The 17,615-nt window shown below is 61.3% G+C and carries 20 protein-coding genes; 16 read left to right on the top strand and 4 right to left on the bottom strand.

Annotated elements, in window-relative coordinates; all coding sequences use genetic code 11:
• Positions 1-69 precede the first annotated feature (69 nt).
• Positions 70-888 (bottom strand): hypothetical protein, encoded by an 819-nt coding sequence (locus LE197_RS05925; RefSeq protein ID WP_226033886.1) that lies wholly within the window; start codon positions 886-888, stop codon positions 70-72.
• A gap of 623 nt (positions 889-1,511) precedes the next feature.
• Here LE197_RS05925 and LE197_RS05920 point away from each other — a divergent pair.
• The 14 genes from LE197_RS05920 (at position 1,512) to LE197_RS05855 (ending at position 13,970) form a co-directional block, all read left to right on the top strand.
• Positions 1,512-1,931 (top strand): helix-turn-helix domain-containing protein, encoded by a 420-nt coding sequence (locus tag LE197_RS05920; RefSeq protein WP_096426377.1) that lies wholly within the window; start codon positions 1,512-1,514, stop codon positions 1,929-1,931.
• A gap of 210 nt (positions 1,932-2,141) precedes the next feature.
• On the top strand, positions 2,142-2,477 hold the full coding sequence (locus LE197_RS05915; RefSeq protein ID WP_096426378.1) for an RAQPRD family integrative conjugative element protein: 336 nt from the start codon (positions 2,142-2,144) through the stop codon (positions 2,475-2,477).
• A complete protein-coding gene (locus LE197_RS05910) occupies positions 2,464-2,703 on the top strand; it encodes a TIGR03758 family integrating conjugative element protein (protein ID WP_016488085.1) in 240 nt (79 codons plus the stop codon). The genes LE197_RS05915 and LE197_RS05910 overlap by 14 nt, the downstream gene beginning before the upstream one ends.
• Positions 2,704-2,718: 15 nt before the next feature.
• On the top strand, positions 2,719-3,096 hold the full coding sequence (locus tag LE197_RS05905; protein WP_226033885.1) for a TIGR03745 family integrating conjugative element membrane protein: 378 nt from the start codon (positions 2,719-2,721) through the stop codon (positions 3,094-3,096).
• A 7-nt stretch (positions 3,097-3,103) separates the two neighbouring features.
• Entirely contained in the window at positions 3,104-3,505 is a 402-nt protein-coding gene (locus LE197_RS05900; protein ID WP_226033884.1) for a TIGR03750 family conjugal transfer protein, read from the top strand.
• Positions 3,502-4,140 (top strand): PFL_4703 family integrating conjugative element protein, encoded by a 639-nt coding sequence (locus LE197_RS05895; protein WP_096426381.1) that lies wholly within the window; start codon positions 3,502-3,504, stop codon positions 4,138-4,140. Before LE197_RS05900 ends, LE197_RS05895 begins: the two co-directional genes overlap by 4 nt.
• Before the next feature lie 2 nt (positions 4,141-4,142).
• Positions 4,143-4,949: a TIGR03749 family integrating conjugative element protein gene (locus LE197_RS05890; RefSeq protein ID WP_196171664.1), complete on the top strand. Its 807-nt coding sequence runs from the start codon at positions 4,143-4,145 to the stop codon at positions 4,947-4,949.
• A complete protein-coding gene (locus LE197_RS05885) occupies positions 4,939-6,447 on the top strand; it encodes a TIGR03752 family integrating conjugative element protein (protein WP_226033883.1) in 1,509 nt (502 codons plus the stop codon). Before LE197_RS05890 ends, LE197_RS05885 begins: the two co-directional genes overlap by 11 nt.
• On the top strand, positions 6,410-6,829 hold the full coding sequence (locus LE197_RS05880; RefSeq protein WP_226033882.1) for a TIGR03751 family conjugal transfer lipoprotein: 420 nt from the start codon (positions 6,410-6,412) through the stop codon (positions 6,827-6,829). Before LE197_RS05885 ends, LE197_RS05880 begins: the two co-directional genes overlap by 38 nt.
• Complete coding sequence (locus LE197_RS05875) at positions 6,829-9,570, top strand: conjugative transfer ATPase (RefSeq protein ID WP_226033881.1); 2,742 nt, start codon at positions 6,829-6,831, stop codon at positions 9,568-9,570. Before LE197_RS05880 ends, LE197_RS05875 begins: the two co-directional genes overlap by 1 nt.
• A gap of 220 nt (positions 9,571-9,790) precedes the next feature.
• Positions 9,791-10,762 carry a TIGR03756 family integrating conjugative element protein gene (locus tag LE197_RS05870; protein ID WP_226034099.1) on the top strand — a complete coding sequence of 324 codons (972 nt, stop codon included), beginning with the start codon at positions 9,791-9,793 and terminating at the stop codon, positions 10,760-10,762.
• The gene (locus tag LE197_RS05865; RefSeq protein ID WP_226033880.1) at positions 10,762-12,117 is read left to right on the top strand and encodes an integrating conjugative element protein; all 1,356 of its coding nucleotides are present in this window, start codon (positions 10,762-10,764) and stop codon (positions 12,115-12,117) included. The genes LE197_RS05870 and LE197_RS05865 overlap by 1 nt, the downstream gene beginning before the upstream one ends.
• Positions 12,114-12,419 carry a hypothetical protein gene (locus tag LE197_RS05860; protein WP_226033879.1) on the top strand — a complete coding sequence of 102 codons (306 nt, stop codon included), beginning with the start codon at positions 12,114-12,116 and terminating at the stop codon, positions 12,417-12,419. The genes LE197_RS05865 and LE197_RS05860 overlap by 4 nt, the downstream gene beginning before the upstream one ends.
• A 9-nt stretch (positions 12,420-12,428) precedes the next feature.
• Entirely contained in the window at positions 12,429-13,970 is a 1,542-nt protein-coding gene (locus LE197_RS05855) for a conjugal transfer protein TraG N-terminal domain-containing protein (protein WP_226033878.1), read from the top strand.
• Here LE197_RS05855 and LE197_RS05850 read toward each other — a convergent pair.
• Complete coding sequence (locus LE197_RS05850) at positions 13,959-14,321, bottom strand: hypothetical protein (RefSeq protein WP_226033877.1); 363 nt, start codon at positions 14,319-14,321, stop codon at positions 13,959-13,961. The two genes, LE197_RS05855 and LE197_RS05850, sit on opposite strands and share 12 nt — an antisense overlap.
• 437 nt (positions 14,322-14,758) lie before the next feature.
• Between LE197_RS05850 and LE197_RS05845 the strand changes: the two genes are divergently transcribed.
• A complete protein-coding gene (locus LE197_RS05845; protein ID WP_096426390.1) occupies positions 14,759-15,124 on the top strand; it encodes a DUF3085 domain-containing protein in 366 nt (121 codons plus the stop codon).
• A 706-nt stretch (positions 15,125-15,830) separates the two neighbouring features.
• Positions 15,831-16,769, top strand: a complete 939-nt coding sequence (locus LE197_RS05840; RefSeq protein ID WP_226033876.1) for an ArdC family protein — start codon at positions 15,831-15,833, stop codon at positions 16,767-16,769.
• An 86-nt stretch (positions 16,770-16,855) separates the two neighbouring features.
• Here LE197_RS05840 and LE197_RS05835 read toward each other — a convergent pair whose 3' ends face one another.
• The gene (locus tag LE197_RS05835) at positions 16,856-17,221 is read right to left on the bottom strand and encodes a histone-like nucleoid-structuring protein, MvaT/MvaU family (RefSeq protein ID WP_096426393.1); all 366 of its coding nucleotides are present in this window, start codon (positions 17,219-17,221) and stop codon (positions 16,856-16,858) included.
• Between the two features lie 127 nt (positions 17,222-17,348).
• Entirely contained in the window at positions 17,349-17,543 is a 195-nt protein-coding gene (locus tag LE197_RS05830) for a hypothetical protein (RefSeq protein ID WP_096426394.1), read from the bottom strand.
• Positions 17,544-17,615 lie beyond the last annotated feature (72 nt).

Below are 17,615 nucleotides of genomic sequence, written 5' to 3'. Positions count from 1 at the left end.
GGGACTGTCCTTATGCGTGTCGACGCACCGCCACACGCTAGGTAAAAGAGGGCGAGGGCAATGAGCCCGTCAGCTTGCGGCCGAATCGCGTTCGTGCAGAAGTTTGCGGGCTTCGCGGGCCAGTTTGTCCAGGCGGTCGACCAACTCGACCATCACTTCCAGCGTGTCCGCTTCGTCATCCTGCTGGCGATTTTTCAAGACTGCGCCAATGCACTCACGCATGGCCGGCGACCAGCGCTCCTTCGCTTCTTCACCCAAAGCGATAAGCGTATTGACACCACGCCGTGCGCCCGTGGTAATGACCTGCGCCTCGGCGGCGAAATCCGACGGTGGCGCCAATCGCACTTGCGGCTCGTAAGCCTGGTCTTCGATGGCAGGCTCAGCCTCGGCTTCATCCGCAGGGCAGACGGCTTTGACTAACGCGTCGGTCAGCTCGCGAACGTCATCACTGAGGAACTGCACGGTGGCCAAGTGCGTATTACGCCGCGGTGCCTGAGGCAGGAAGAACTGTACCTGCTCACCCTCCCCCAACACTGCGTCGCTCCACTCGCGCAGGGTTTGCCCGTAGCTGAAGCGTGGGTAGTTGACTCGCGGGTGAAGGCGCTCTACCACTGCATCGCTGAGCGAGCCGGGGTCGACCATTACCCCGTATTTTTGCAGCAGGTCGAGGGCGACTTTGTAGCGTGGAGCCAAGAGCTTGCGGTTGATGCCTTGATGGAAAGGCCCGGACATGACGCGCATAGCATCGTTGAGGGTGCGATTATCCAGTACCCCGACGAGCTCGCTCAAAGTGTCAGCGTCGCTGGCGCCTTCAGACGCGATCCAGTCGGCCATCAACGCACGCGCCTCATCGAGCGCATGGGTAATCGTTTTCACAGCGTGCGGCATGGGAATTCCCTTTTCTCAAAAGCGTCCATGCATAGGGCTTGGAGCACCGCATGATATCTCTTTGACATTGCAGCGGAGATTGCCAAGTTCTGGTGGGTTCGGCAAGCATGCACGAGGCTGCGATAGGTGGAATGCCACCGCGCAACTGCATTACTGCATCGGTCACACGGGGGCTGTATCAGCTTTGAACAGCGGCGGGGTGGGATGGATATCGGGGGGGTGGCCATCCCGGCTCTTGCTGGCGGATCAGCCCAGCACGGTAGGGCTGCTTGAGTTCGAAGGCGTGGGTGGAGAGAGTGCGATTGAACTCAAGATCTCTCCCGCCAGCTCCACAGTTCAGCGGCACTGCCCCGCGGCACTACAGAGCATTGCAGTTGCTGTGTCAGCGTTCTCTGATATCCCGATCGTCGCCATACGTCACCTCAACCAGCACAGATTTTTTGTGGTTCCCGCGAACGATCGCAACGGGTAGAAAATAGACGTACGCTGGATAGTCCCCTGCTACCACACGGCTGGATTCGAGGGTGTATGGTAGAGTGGATTCAGGAGGTCTGAGCGGGTTGCCTCCCCCAAATAAAGTCGTCGCCAAATGCACTCACTCGTCCGACTCCTCAGGTAGTTTCATGACATTGAAGTCATCTTTCGCCAGTGTTCTTAGAGTACTACGCAGTCAGCGCAACATCACCCAGCGCGGATTTTCCGACACAACTAGCCGCACCTACTTGTCCAAGCTCGAGGCTGGTAGATCGAGCATCACACTGGACAAACTTGATCAGCTTAGCGAGAGATTGGAACTGAGCCCTTTGACGCTGCTGGCATTGACGCTGAGCGAGGATACGGGGCAGACGGCAAATGAGTTGCTTGGCAGGACCAGGAACGAGATTCGAGCACTTGAGTCGGAGGGTCGAATTCCAGGATTGCAGGCCACGCTGGGGGGCAATTTAGCTGACCCCACTTTGCCGGCCAGTTCACCCAATCCTCGACCGAAGATGCCCCCGCGCGCTCCGTGCGCAATTCAGGCGGAGCTGTCATTCTCCGACTGATGACTGACTAGCCTTTCAGGTGCTCGTTACAGCGTTAGGAATAAGCCACCAGCGCCGGCAGGTCCGCATCGTCCCTCAATACCTCACTCCAGACTCACCCCACTTCTGCCCAACGTCACCAGAAAGCGAAAGGCCAAGAATCCTTTTAACTCGTGCCTCAACTCGCCCGCTCGGTAATGGTGGCGACCAGAGATAGCTCTGGAGCCTGCCATGAGGACGTATGCCTTCCCGTTGCTTGTGATTTGTCTAGCAACCCTTCCGGCTGTTGCGCAAGAAAGTCGCGAGCGCTCGGATCTGAGGCTCGTGCAACGCCAGTTCATTGCCATCGACCAGTTGGCCGAGCGTGCGGAAAGCAGCTCAGACGATGCAGTTGGAACGCGCTATCGCTTCGACTATCCGAGGTTTGCGGCAGACCTAAAACGTGTGCGTGAAGGCGTCCAACAATACTTATCGCCCTCCCGCGCGCAGCCGGCTGACCTGGTCGAGCTGGCCGGTCAGTACCGTGCTGAAGTACCCCACTCGAGCCCCTCCGATGAGCATGACTGACGCTCAACTCAGCGCGTTCTCGGCCGTGGCTGGGTTTGCGCCGCAGCTCAGTTCGGTGCTGTGGCGCTCCTCGGTGCTGGTGTTGGCGTTGCTCTGGTGCACCTGGGCCCTGTGGACCGGCTACCGCGGTTGGGCGGCCGGCAATCTCAATTTCGGTGCGCTCGGCGGCAGCACGCTGCGTCTGGCCCTAGCCCTGATCGTGCTGATGTTTTTCATGCTGTCGTAATCTGGAGACCCTGCCATGAAACTCTCCCGTAGCTGCCTCCTTCCGCTGCCCCTGCTCCGAGCTACCTTTGGAAAAGCCCTGCTCGGCGGCCTGATACTGCTGAGTTCGACGTTCGCCTGGGCTGATCTGCCGACCATGGAAGCGCCGTCCCGCGGCGAGGGCTCAGGACTGATCGACACCATCAAGAACTACGCGTACGACGGCGGCATCCTACTCGGTCTCTTGATCGCAACCCTCGCCTTTTTGGGTGTGGCCTGGCATTCGCTCACGGTCTACGCCGACGTGCAAAACCAGCGCAAGACCTGGAAGGACCTCGGCGCCGTGGTCGGCGTCGGCGCGCTATTGGTGGTGGTGATCCTGTGGTTCCTGACCAAAGCCGCCACGATCCTGTGAGGTTGCCATGTCCGACGTCCCTGCCACCCTGCTTGACGGCACGCTGAGTTTCCTACCTGAACGCCTCAACCGCGACCCAGCCGTCCTGCGCGGGCTCACCAACGACGAGATGTGGGTCGCGCTGATCGCCGGTGCCGTACTGGGCCTGATTCTTGGCGCACCGCTGGCGGTGGGCACAGCCTCCATCGCCACCCTGCCCACCTGCATGTTCCTGTGCATGGCGTTGGTGCTGCTCGGCGGCGGCAAGCTGCTGCGTCGGGCTAAGCGTGCTCGTCCCGAAACCTGGTTGTACCGACGTCTGCAATGGCAGCTGGCAGCGCACTGGGGCATCGGCAGTCAGTACCTGATCCTGCACTCAGGCCCGTGGGCGGTCCGGCGCACACGCCGGCCTATGAGGATCGCCCCATGAGCCGCTTCCGGAACAAAGTCGATGCGCAGCAGGCGCATATCCTCAGCCTACGCCTGGCTGTGGCGACCTTGGCACTGCTGTGTAGTGGGCTGTGGTTCGGCTGGCAGTCCGCCCCTTCCGAACTGACCATTCATGTGCCACCGGATCTGCGCTCCGGCAGCACTCGCAAATGGTGGGACGTGCCGCCCGAAAATATCTATGCCTTTGCCCTGTACATCTTCGGCCAGCTCAACCGCTGGCCCACCGACGGCGAGGTCGACTACCACCGCGCCATCTTCGCCCTGCAGCCCTACCTGACACCGGCGTGCAAGACCTTCTTTGACGGCGATTTCGAGTACCGCAAGGCGGCCGGCGAACTGCGCGGTCGTGTGCGTGGGGTGTACGAGGTACTGGGCCGCGGTTACAGCGATGATCCCGACCTGCGGGTCAAGCAGCTGGATAAGCACAGCTGGCTGGTCAAGCTCGACCTCAATGCCGACGAGTACTACGCCGCCGAGCCGGTGAAGCGCGTGGTCGTGCGTTACCCCCTGCGCGTGGTGCGCTTCGACGTCGATCCCGAGCACAACAAGTGGGGCTTGGCCCTGGACTGCTACGAAGGCACACCGCAGAAGCTGACGCTGCCTGGAGGTGCGTGATGATGATGCGTGTCTTGATCCTGATTCTGGTGACGGTGGCCGGCTGGTGTTCAGCCGCAGCCGCCGTCGAGGTCAAGTACTGGGACCGTCTGCCGCTGGCCGTGCCGCTGACGGTGGGTAAGGAACGTATCCTGATGCTCGATGAGGATGTCCGCGTCGGACTACCCAGTGCGATCAGCAGCAAGCTGCGCGTGCAGTCGGTCGGCGGAACGGTGTACCTGCGTGCGTCGGAAGCCATCCCCCCGACCCGACTGCAGCTACAGTCGGTGAAGTCAGGCGACATCATTCTGGTCGACATCGAAGCACTCGAGGGCAGCGAGACACTGGAGCCGGTCAAGATCGTTGCTCAGGCCCAGGCACCAGACGTGGACACAGCGAAGGACGCAGCACCGGCAGTGACGCCAGTACCGGTTGTGCTGACCCGCTTCGCGGCGCAGAACCTGTATGCGCCGCTGCGCACCGTGGCGCCTTTGCCAGGTGTGCGTCGGGTCCCACTGGGCGACTTCTCTGGGTTCAGCACCCTACTGCCGACCGAGCACGTGGCCATCAAGGGGCTCGCCGCCTGGCGGCTAGGTGATTACTGGGTGACTGCGGTGAAGATCGTCAACCGTGGGCAGACCATGGTCACGCTGGACCCGCGTCACTTGCAGGCCACGCTGTATGCCGCCACCTTTCAGCACGAGTTCCTGGGGCACGCCGGCACACCTGAAGATACCACCGTGGCGTACCTCATCACACGAGGCGGCGACCTGAAGCACGCACTGCTGCTGCCACCGCCAGCGCCGGAGGCTGCCGATCATGAAAGCTAACGGTTTGCTGAAATGGCTGGTACCGGTAGTCCTGCTGGGGATTGTGCTGATCATCGGCAAATCCTGGGTGTCTGCGCCAGACGTTCAACCTGCCCATGATCCCGAAAACACTGCCCTCAGTCCGGAACAAGCCAAGGCCCTCGGCATCGCCGGCGACACGCCGCGTGACACCGTGGCCACGCTGATCGGCCAGGTCAAGGCGATGCGCAGCGAGATGCTGTCGCTGAAGAAAGGCAATGAGACGCTGCAAACCGAGAACAACCGACTGCGCACGCGCGAAGGCAATATCGATAGTCGTATTCAAAGCACACTGAGCAGTGTCACCCAGCAGGTCACCGAGCAGCGTCAGCAGGCCAACGATGCCCGACAAAAGGCCGAACAACAGCACCGCGAGACCCAGGGTCTGCTGTCCCGGCTCAAGGACCAACTCACCAGCAAGTCGGCCGCGAAGTCCGACGTACCCGTGGGCTTCGGTCTCGAGCCGGGCGACGAGCAGCAATTTTCTGGAGCGCAACCGCCGGCGGATGCGCTGCAGTGGGTCGAGCCGTCCAATGCACGTGCCGGCCAGGAGGGGGCCAGCAAAGCGGAGGGGCCGTTGTCGTCGCTGACGTCGAAGTTCAAGGATCTGCATGGCCTGGACAACAACGCCATCGACCGGAGCCAAGACCATCTGCGCGCCGTGGCCAAGGGCGAGCGCGACCTGGAAAACACCCAGGATCGGGCCGAAGGCGCCAAGCCGGTCTACACCATCCCCGAGAACTCGACCCTGATGGGCTCGATCGCCATGACGGCCCTGATTGGCCGCGTGCCGGTGGACGGCACGGTGAATGACCCCTACCCGTTCAAGGTACTGGTGGGGCCGGACAACCTCACCGCCAACGGCATCGACCTGCCCGACGTGGTCGGCGCGGTCATGAGCGGGACCGCGGCCGGCGACTGGACCTTGTCTTGCGTGCGCGGCCAGGTCGAGTCGATCACCTTTGTCTTCAGCGACGGCACCGTTCGCACGGTGCCACAGCCGCAGAAGGTGGTCAGTCGCAACCGCAGCAGCGCCCAGACCTCGGACACCGAAAAAATCCGCGGCGGCCTCGGCTACATCTCCGACCCTTACGGCATTCCCTGTATCGCCGGTGAGCGTCGCTCCAACGCCCAGCAGTACCTCGGCAGCCAGAGCCTGATCACCGCAGCCGGTGCCGGCTTCGCGGCCGCGCTGGGTAACGAGCAGACCAACACCTCATTCATCAACTCGGCCAGCGGCAGCCTGGGGTTGTCGCAGAACAGCGGCAACAGCGCGCTGAACTCGGTCATCAGCGGTGGCATCGGCGACATTCGTGACTGGATCAACAAGCTCTACGGCGAAGCCTTCGCCGCCATTTACGTCCCGCCGGGCGCCAAGGTGGCCTTGCACCTGGATCACGAAATCAGCATCGACTACGAACCCAAAGGCCGGAGAGTGAACCATGAACGCCCATCCGTTTCGGTACTGGACCTGGATTAGCCTGCTGCTGTGCCTGCTCCTGGCAGGCTGCACCACCAGCAAGGACGAGATGCTGCCCCACGGCGATCAAACCATGCTGGATATCTGGAACAGCGGCGGCGCGGTCGGCACGCAGCAGCAGTTGCAGGAGGCTCGCGGCGAACTGCGCCGGCCAGTGCTCGATCCCGAGCGCCTGATCAAGGACCAGAGCGCCTACACCCGCACAGCCGCCAACGAGATCCGCGCCCAGTTCCCACGCCTGCCTAATCCCGACCTAATGATGTACGTCTACCCGCACCTGGCCGGTACGCAGCAGACGCCGGTGCCCGGCTACTCGACCGTTTTCCCGCTGTACGAGAAGGTCCAGTACGCGCTGCCCGGCGAACGCCTGGACGATCTGTGATGGCTGATGATGCCGATCGCACCCCGCCTCGCTGGCAGCCCTGGCGCGTGGCACAGCGTCGGCGTGCAACGCGTGCGGACGAAGCTGCGCAGTATGCGCACAACCCCAGCTTCACCGACCACCTGCCCTGGGTCGAATACCTCGAGGAGGAGCAATGCTTTCTGCTCGACGACAACCGTTCGGTGGGCGCCGTGTTCGAGCTGCAGCCGATCGGCACCGAGGGCCGTGAGCCCGAATGGCTGATGGCGGCACGCGATGCGCTGGAAGATGCGCTGCAGGACAGCTTTGACGAGCTCGACCAGGCACCCTGGGTGGTGCAGTTCTTCTGTCAGGACGACAGTGATTTTTCCCCGTACCTGGAGCGCCTGGCACAGTACGTTGCACCACGGGCGACAGGCACCCCCTTCACTGCAGCTTTCCTCGCCTCGATGCAACGCCACCTCGATGCCATTGCCAAGCCAGGCGGCTTGTTCGACGACCCTGTTGTGTCGCACCTGCCCTGGCGCGGCAGCAATCGACGGATTCGGCTGGTGGTCTATCGCTGGCTCGGTGACCAGGCCGACGACGAAGGGCAAAACCCCGCTCAGTTGTTGGGAAGAACCTGTGATCGCCTGATGGCCCCGTTACAGGCCTGCGGGGTCAATCCTCGCCGGCTGAACGGGCGTGACTTCTATGCCTGGTTGCTGCCTTGGTTTAACCCGGCCCCGGCCCTCACTGACGAACCACCGGCAGCGTTCTATCGACGTGTGCCCTACCCGGAGGCCGATGACGGCGAGGGCCTGTCGCTGCCATTCGACCATGACTTTGCCGAGCGACTGTTCTTCCACGAGCCGCGCTCGAACAGCGAGCAGGGGCTGTGGTATTTCGATCAGCAGCCGCACACGGTGATGGTGGTCGACAAACTACGCCGGCCACCCCACATCGGCCAGCTGACCGGCGAAACCCGCAAAGGTGAGGCGCTCAATGCCCTGTTTGATCAACTCCCCGAGCAGGCCATCCTGAGCCTGACCTTGGTGATTACGCCCCAGGATGTGCTCGAGGAGCAGCTCAACCGCCTGGCGCGCAAAGCCATTGGCGAAAATCTGGCTTCGACCCAAACTCGCCAGGACGTGGAAGAAGCTCGCGCGCTGATCGGTCGCCAGCACAAGCTGTACCGCGGTACCTTGGCGCTGTACCTGCGCGGCGCCGATGAACAACAATTGCGCCAGCGCTCGATCCGGGCCGCGAACGTACTGCTCGGCGCCGGCCTTCAACCGGTGCGCGAGGGCGATGAAGTGGCCGCCTGCAACAGCTACCTGCGTTGGCTGCCGATGGTCTACAACCCCGCGCGGGATAAACGCAACTGGTACACCCGGCTGCTGTTCGCTCAGCATATCGCCAACCTGCTGCCACTGTGGGGGCGTAGCATCGGTACCGGCAACCCAGGGATCACCTTCTTCAACCGAGGTGGTGCGCCGCTGTCGTTCGATCCCCTATCCCGCTTCGACCGCTCCATGAATGGCCACCTGCTGTTGTTCGGCCCGACTGGCGCTGGCAAGTCGGCCACCCTGCTCTCGATCCTGATGCAGGTCATGGCGGTGTACCGGCCGCGGCTGTTCATCGTCGAAGCCGGCAATTCCTTCGGCCTGCAGGGCGACTACTTCGCCACCCTCGGCCTGACCGTCAACAAGGTCCAGCTCAAACCCGGCAGCGGCTTGAGCCTGGCTCCCTTCGCCGATGCCCGCCGGCTGATCGAGCGCCCCGATCAGGTCGCCAGTCTGTCGACCGAGGACCTGGATGAAGACACTTCGGGCAGTGACGAGCAGCGCGATGTGCTGGGCGAGCTGGAGATCACCGCCCGCCTGATGATCACCGGGGGCGAAGCCAAGGAAGAGGCCCGCCTCACCCGGGCTGACCGCAGCCTGATCCGCGAATGCATCCTCGACGCGGCCAGGCATTGTGCGGCCAGCGATCAGCAGGTCATGACGCGCCATGTGCGGGATGCCCTCCGAGCGGTAGCCAGCGACGCCCACCTGCCCGACAAGCGTCGTGAGCGGGCCCAGGAAATGGCCGAGTCCATAGACCTGTTCTGCCAGGGCTTCGAGGGTGCGCTGTTCGACCGACCAGGCACCCCGTGGCCGGAAAGCGATGTCACGATCGTCGACCTCGCCACCTATGCCCGCGAGGGCTATGAAGCGCAGATGTCGATCAGCTACATCAGCCTGATGAACACGGTGAACAACCTTGCCGAACGCGACCAGTACCTCGGTCGTCCGATCATCATGGTCACGGACGAAGGCCACATCATCACCAAAAACCCGCTGCTGGCACCCTTCGTGGTCAAGGGCACCAAGATGTGGCGCAAGCTCGGTGCCTGGTTCTGGTTGGCAACGCAGAACCTGGCCGACTTCCCCGATGCGGCGCAGACCATGCTCAACATGATCGAGTGGTGGATCTGCCTGAACATGCCGCCGGCAGAGATCGAAGAGATCGCGCGTTTCAAGAAGCTCACACCGGCACAGAAGACCCTGCTGCTGTCGGCGAGCAAGGCCTCGGGCAAGTACACCGAGGGCGTGGTCCTGTCGAAGCAACTGGAAACGCTGTTTCGCGCAGTCCCGCCGAGCCTCTACCTCGCCCTGGCCATGACCGAGCCCGAGGAAAAGGCTCAACGCTGGCGGTTGATGGAAGCGCATCAGCTGTCCGAGCTGGAGGCCGCGCTTCGGATTGCGGCGGAAATCGATCGCCTACGCGGCATGTCCTGAACCTCGGAACACACAATGTTCTGGGCCTGCTGATCAATAAAAATCGACAGGAGTACATTTGTGCTCCTGCGGTGATTTTGGACAAACCGCAGCCTCACCTTGGCGACCGAAGAAACCGAACGTCCGAGTCTCGATTTGTCCATCCCTCTCCTCTGCCTGATCCGCGATGCTGCAACTCGGCGCATGGATGCACACCGTTGCCCTTTGCCGAGCGCTGCCGATGAACCTGAATGTCCCATGCCGAACACCACAGCCGAGCAAACCTGGCCGAGGTCGCGCCTTCCTCGCGATCGCGTTGCTCACGGCTGCCGAGCAGTGCCTTGCGCTGACCACCCCCGCCATCATTGCCTCCGTCACCTCACTCCAGTGCCTGGAGTACCGCGTCGTCGGGATCTGCTACTGGCTGCTGTGTACGCCTTTCGGCTGCACAGTGCGAACCTCGCCCAAGGTCGGTCACTTCATTCCCGAGCTGGTGGTGTCGAGCTATTCCGACACCGGCAACAACCCCTGGGGCGAGATGTCTGCCTTGTCGGCGCCCACACTCCTGTCGCAAGGCGGGGGCAACCTGATCACGCCCTCACCGCAGCGCGACAACCTGCTCCGATTCAAGAATGTCGACGGCATCGGGCATCCCGGCGGCGCTGCCTTGACGACCCTGGCCCACAGTTTCGGCTATGCGTGTCCGAGCGGGGCGGTGCCGCTTGCGCCCTACTACCTCAGCACGCTCGATCCGCTGGCCTGGCGCCAAGCCATCCCCGAGTCCATGTACCAGCAGGCGCTCATTCCGGGCATGCGCGAGATCGGTAGCCAAGCCCTCGGCAACATGTGGGGCAGCGTCTACCCGCGGCAGGGTTTCCTGGTACAGCCCGACGACTTCAAGGCCTCTGCGGTGATGGCGCAGCGAGCCAGCGACTTCATCACCCGCGTTGGTCAGCCACACGTGTATCTGCCACTGCAGCCGATGCCAGCGCCCGGCTATTGGCCGCCGCAGCCGGTGATGGAGAACAACATAAACAATCACCGCTGGCAGTTGCTCGTACCGATGATGCAGACCACCTGCGCCATCTTCCCGACCCCGACGATCCAGAGTACCGATGGCGCCTACGCCTGGTCACTTTGGCGCCCGTACAAGTGCTGCCAACGCATGGGCCAGACCTTTCTGCTCAGCATCGACTTTGATGGAGGCCAGTGATGAACACCCTCTCGTTCGGGTTGGTCTGTCTTTTCGTGTGCGCCGCTGGCCACGCCGCCGAGAGTGGCTACCACCTGGGCGATCAGGCCCAGGTGTTGGACGACCGGGTGATGTACACCATCGGTGGCGGATCGGCGGCGGGCGCGCCCTCCTCGCTCTACCGCCCCAGCGGACTAGGCGTCGGCCTGTCCTGGCGCGCGAACATGATGTGCGGAAACATGAACCTCTCCAACACCCTGCAGAACCAGCTCAATGGGGCCACCCAGGGCTTCCAGCAGATCATGGGCAACGTCATCCAGAACGCCACTCAGGCGGTGATGTCGCTGCCGGCAATGATCATCCAGCGCGCCAACCCCGGGCTGTATGAGCTGCTGAGCAACGGCGTTCTCCAGGGGCGCATCGACTTCGACCGCTCCAAGCTCACCTGCCAGGCGATGGCGGCGAAGATGGCTGACAAGGTGGATCAGGCCGGTTGGGGAGCTCTGGCGCAGAACCAGGAAATGCAGCACAACCTGGAGCAGTCCGACGGTGATGCCGTAACCGCAGTGAAAGACACCGAATCCAATAACGGCAACAACGGCGTTAGCTGGGTGGGTGGGCAGAAAGCCGGTGGCCACGGGCAGGCACCCATCCGAGTGACCTCGGATGTGGTCAAAGCAGGCTACAACCTGCTGCACAACCGTTCGGTCGAGGACACTTCCGCGGTTGGCTCGGGCTGTCAAAACGGCGCGATTTGCCAGGCCTGGTCGAACCCCGAAGAGGCGGCTGAGTGGGCAACCCGGGTGCTCGGCGAAACCGAGGTGGAGACCTGCGACGATTGCGAGACGCTGCGCGTGAGCGCGGGTGTAGGCCTCACGCCACTGATCCAGGAAACCTACACCCAACACCTCGAAGGCTTGCAGCGCATGTTGTCGGGCGCTGAGGAGCCCACGCCAGAAAACCTCGGCAAAGTCTCCAGCCCGTTGCTGCAGGTCTCCCGCGGTGTCATCGAAGGCCTGCGCGATGACCCCGACCAGAACCTGCTGGCCCGGCGCCTGGCCAGCGAGACCGCGCTGTCGAGCGTGATTTACAAAGCGATGCTGCTGCAGCGCACATTGCTCGCCGGTAGCCGTGAACCCAATGTCGCGTCGACGCAGCCTGCCACCACCGCCCTCAACAGTAACGTCGAAACGCTGGAGCGTGAGATCCGCCTGCTGCAAACGGAGTTGCAAGTGCGCCAAGCGCTGGCCACCAACACTGCCAGCCTGGTCCTCGATCGCCACGCCGGTGGCGCTGATGCCTCACGCAATATCGACCAGCGCGATCCACGCCCAGACCGCCTGCAGCGAGCGGATCAGGGAAGGAGCACGCCATGATGCGGTTTTCTGTGAAAAGCTCGGTCGTTCGGGGCCTGCTGATCCTCGGCGTCATGATGGTCATGTTGCTGGTTGCCGGAATGGCGCTGCAGCTGAGCGGCGCCCAGCTGGATTGGTTCGAGAACGCCCGGGGGAGCACGCCCTATTTCGCCTACTGGCGAGCCCTGCTGTACGTCCTGATCTTCGCCGGCTGGACCGCAGCACTCCGCTTGCGGCCGCACCCGGAAGAGCAGCAACGGCTATTGCGCTTGGGCCTGATCGGCTTCGGCTCGATCATCCTGGTCGAACTGTCGCGCGTGTGAGGTGCAGCCATGAACATGAGCACCAACAGCTACCTCGAATACTACCTGTCGCTGCTGGCCTGGATCATCAACAACGGCATCTGGAACACGCTGGCGGACACCGGGCTGTTCGCCGCGCCGTTTGGCGCGATCATCCTGCAGGAGTGGTTATCCGCCCGCCAACAGGGGGCCGACGAGGGCAACAAGGGCTTGCTGTCGATCCCCCGCGTCGAGAACCGGCTGTGGATGAGCTACGTCGTCATCCTGTTTGGTTGCATACCGTTTTTCCCGTTGAACCTTTCCTCCGTGACCTTCGACGATGCGGCGAGCCAGCGCTGTGGCGTGTCTATGGCCAAACCCGCCGACACGGCCTGGGGAACAACCTTCAACACCATCGGCGAGAAATCGGCGAATGTGCCGGTGTGGTGGTACCTAGTACATGCCATGAGCAAGGGCGTCACCGCCGCTGCCACGGCGTCCATCCCTTGCGCACCCGACATCCGCGCGATGCGCATGGAGATCGACAGCTCGCGGATCAACGACCAAATGCTGCTACAGGAGGTCGCCGACTTCACCCGCGACTGCTACGGTTTCTCGCGCTCGCGGCTGTTTACCAACCGCCCTGAGCTGGACGAGTCGCAGAGCTACGATGCGTCCTGGATTGGTTCAACGTATCTGCTCGACACACCGGGCTACTACGACACGGATCGCTCGCGCACGCCCCGGGTTGATTGGCCATATGACGAGACGCGGGACACCTCCCTGCCCCGGCTGGACAACGGTGCGGGCTACCCAACCTGCAAGCAGTGGTGGAGCGATGCCACAGTCGGGTTACGCGATCGCCTGGTCGCTGAGGTCGATCCGAATCTGCTCACGCAATTGCGCGGCTGGCTGACCGGGCGGAGCTCCGCCGAAATCGAAGATGCCACCCTGCGTGAGCTAGTGAGCCCGCGCCAGCAGTCATTGAGCATGGCGCCTGGTCAGGTGTTTCAGGACTACGGCAGCAGTGCCCGAGGCGGCTCATTGACCCAGGGGCTCAACAATCTCGCCACCAACACCGGCCTGGCCCTGGGCTCTTTCAGCAGTTTCCCGGCGATGAATGCGCTGCGCGCTGCATTGCCCATGGTGCAGGCCTTCCTGATCATGGGCACGATCATCTGCCTACCGCTGGTGCTGCTGATCAGCACCTACCAACTCAAGGCGCTGATGACGATCACCTTTGCGTTGTTCACCCTGCACATGTTGACGTTCTGGTGGGAGCTCGCCCGCTGGATAGACTCGAGCATGCTGGACACGCTGTACCACCAGGTCTCTGCCACGGACCAGGCGCTTTTAACATTGCCAACGGCTGGGTTCATGGATGGGACGGTAACCGCGCAGGTGATCGAGTACGTGATGGGCGCAATGTTCATTGTCTTGCCAGCTTTGTTCGTGGGCACCATGAGCTGGGGAGGCTATGCCGTTGGTAACGGGATCCAGAGCATGTTGGCAAGCGGGGGCAAGAATGCAACCGACGCCGCAAGCAAAGGCACAGCGCAACTGACGAGTGCAGGCAAGAAATCAATCAGGTGACTTAAAGTCGCCTATGTAATGGCCATTGCTATCGTAATCGCCGATATAGAGGTCAGCACCCAACGCATCTGGGACTGATTCTTCTCGATTTGCTATACGTTCGGCGGTGTCCCACCAACTGCGAATCAAAGTAACTACCAAGTTTGTGATGATCAGCAAAGAAAAAGTGAGGGCGACGGCAGCAAGACCAAGCAGGCAAAGCAACTTTCCACCTGCCATCACCAAAAAATGACTACGTGGACGTTGAGGCGAGCTTTGAGAGCTAACTATCTTGGAGATCAAAATTCGCCAGACTTTACCAAGGCCAAACCCCAAACGGCCTGAAAATGAATGACTAGGGACCTGCTTCATCTCACACCTCCACAGGCTGATAGCCCGTTGGATCCAAGATTTTAGTCTACTCCTTTCCTACCCACGAACAGCACCGCTCATCGTTCAGCAGCGGACTAAAACATCGCCTTGGACCAATATGGACACGAACCCTAAATCTGCATCTGGCCCACCGTTGACCACACCCAGCTTGCCTGATATTGAGTAAGTGCAATCGCTGGTTTTCCAGCACCCCAGGTAGCCATAACCTTTGAGGCTACGTCACGCTTGTGATGGTTGTCCCCAAATGCGATTCGCGTTCGGCAGCTCGCAAGATCACCTTAACCCGGTGATGGACGCCTTCTAACCCTTCGGGCTCAGCGAGCCCGCATCCTCAACGCACCCTACTCAATCCATTCCAGTGCTGGGAATTCTCCCAGTCGGGTGGCATTCCTCCGCACCTTCTGGAGGATCTCATCATGCTGCGTTTTACAGGCACTGAGCTTCACGCCGTGTTGGCCGAGGCCGGTATCAATGGTTGCAGAGTGATACTGGTCAAGGACCACGGTGTTTACCTAATGTCCGAGATAGGCGAAAGCAAACCAGATGGCAACGGCCGTAAACGCGTGGCCTACGCCACTGGATGCAACCCTGAGGTCGACGACTTCGACACTTGGTGGAATCGGGCTCGCGATGAATTCGGCGGCGATGATTTTGCCGAGTATTTCGACATTGATGATCCTGTGCTCGCCAGTCTTCGCAAAACAGCAGGATCGCTGGTGCTGGAGGCCACCTCTACCCACCTGTACATCGCTGCCGAGGTTGCCCTGCCCGGGAAATCCTGAACGCTCTAGTAACCCAGGCGATGTTCCAGGGAAGCACGAGTTTGTGCTTCTCTGGGATATCGCTCACTTCAATCTTTACGCCGGCAGCCGCCGTTCATCTAGAAGTTTCGAATAGAAAGCCTTCGCTGGAAGCGGCTGGAAACTTGACCTGCTCGGTGCCCTAAATTGGGCATTGACCCCACAGGCAAGCGCGTTTTAATGCCTAGACACGCCCAGTCCACAGTGTGAGTTGTGGTGATGGGACTTCCCCAAGTTGTTCGTGAAGCCATCGCCGGATCAGCTCCCGGGAGGCACCAGTGTCCAGGAAGAACCGCTCCTTGCCCGCCATTGTCCTGAGCCCAGGCGTATGGCAATTCATCGCCGAGGTTCGTACGGCTACTGACGCAGTCGATCAATCAGGGCAGCGCTTGCAAGCCGTCTTGGGCATCGCCCTTGAATCGGTAGACCGTTGCCACTTGCGCCAGTCGCTCGAGTTGCTGTTCGGTCAAGCTTCCCAAAGCGACTCACGCTCATCGACGGCTGCCCCTCAGTTACTGGTAAGTCACATCACGCCAGCGACCGGCCCTGTTTTTCTTCACATCAGGTTGCCACATGAGATCGGTGTGGACATCTCACCGGCCTGAAAGTCCGCACTACCCCTGCCCACTTACCCCACCGGGAACCCTTCCCGGCCGGGCAGCGTTCCCCTCTTTGACTGGAGAACGTCATGTCCGATATCTACCTGGACGTCACCAACAAGATTGTCAGCGCCCTGAGCCAAGGGGTCATCCCGTGGATCAAACCCTGGACCACTTCAGGCTCCAGTGCTGACGCACCTTTCCCCATCAACGCGATCACCCGGCGCCCCTACGCCGGCATCAACATTCCACTGTTGTGGGCCGAAGCGCGTCTGCGCGGGTACCGCCAGGATCGCTGGCTCACCTACAACCAGGCCCGCAAAGCCGGTGGCCACGTGCGCAAGGGCGAACAATCGACCCTCGCGGTGCTGTACAAACCCATGAGCAAGGAAGCACACGACGAAGACGGTCAGGTCGTCCGTGATGAGCAAGGCAACGTCAAGATGGTGCAATTCGCGCTACTTCGGACGCATTGCCTGTTCAACATCGAGCAGACTGAGGGACTTCCCAACGAGGAACAGCAGCACGCCGAGGGTGAAGAACCGCTGGCGTTCATCGATCATGCACCTGCCGAGCGTCTGTTGGCCGCCAGCGGCGCACGTATCGAGCATCGCTCTGGGGATGACGCATTCTATCTACCGATCCGGGATCTCATTCAATTGCCCACCAAGGCCCAGTTCGTGGACGTCGGCAGCTACTACGCGACCGCGCTGCATGAGCTGACGCACTGGTCGGGTCACCACGCCCGCCTCAACCGGGAAGGCATCACTGGCGGGCATGGATTCAGCTCTGCAGCGTACGCCTTCGAGGAGTTGGTCGCCGAGATGGGTGCAGCATTTCTCTGCGCCCTCACCGGCACCCAGGGCGAGCTGCGCCACGAGGAGTATCTGGCGTCCTGGTTGAAGATACTCAAGGAAGATAAGCGGGCCATCTTCCGCGCAAGTGGGCTGGCCCGTGAGGCGTCCGAGTTCCTGTTGGCGCTGCTGCCAGATCAGGCTACCGAGGCAACGGAACGGCTCACAGCGTGACTTTTCACCTTCAACAGAAAGGCCCCAACCGGGGCCTTTGTTTTGCCTGCAACGCCGACCATCGGCCGCTGCAATTGAGCGAGCGATTACTGCAGCCAGCTCTCGACGACATCCGAGCCGTGCTCCTGCTTCCACTGCTTGAGGATCTTGTGGTTGCCGCCCTTGGTTTCGACGATCTCGCCGCTGTGCGGGTGCTTGTAGCGTTTGACTTCACGCGGCTTGCGCTGAGCGCCGGTGGCGGCGCTGGAGGTGGCCACGCTCACACCCTTGGACGGGTCGAGAATGGTGATGACCTGGCGCAGGTTCATGCCGTACTCATCCAGCAAGGCCTTGAGCTTTTGTTCGAACTCGATTTCCTGCTTCAGGCCGGAATCGTTTTTCATCGCGTCCAGCTGTTGAAGTTGAGCAGCCAGTTGAGCTTCCAGTGCTTTGAATTCGGCAAGTTTGGACATGTGAAATCTTTCCTAGGGTTGGGGCATGTGTGGTGATATTACCTGAGGCACAACTACTAGCCGAGCGTTAATTCGCTCTTCAGCTAACTTTTAATCCCTCAAAATGTGCACATATCTATGTGACTAATCAGTCCGGCAAGAACTGGCGAAGGTGGCCCACTAGTTTACGAGGTGCAGCACTGTTGCCGATTTTGAAAAGCATATCGCGCTGACTACGTGGCAGCTGTTTCGCACAGCGCTTGGCTGCTGATCGAATGGCAGCATCGGTCCCATGAATCCGGTCGGCCAGTAGCACGATTAAAATGGCATCGTTCAACGTCATCAGGCTACCTCCCCCCAAATAGTGCCGAACAGTCTACCTCCCGAAAAAAGGACAGGCCATTCCCGCACCACA

Origin of the sequence: Pseudomonas sp. PS1(2021), assembly GCF_020405165.1 — a bacterium.
Taxonomy (GTDB): domain Bacteria; phylum Pseudomonadota; class Gammaproteobacteria; order Pseudomonadales; family Pseudomonadaceae; genus Pseudomonas; species Pseudomonas aeruginosa.
The sequence above is the reverse complement of the archived record's forward strand: the minus strand, read 5'-3'. Positions and strand labels throughout refer to the sequence as shown.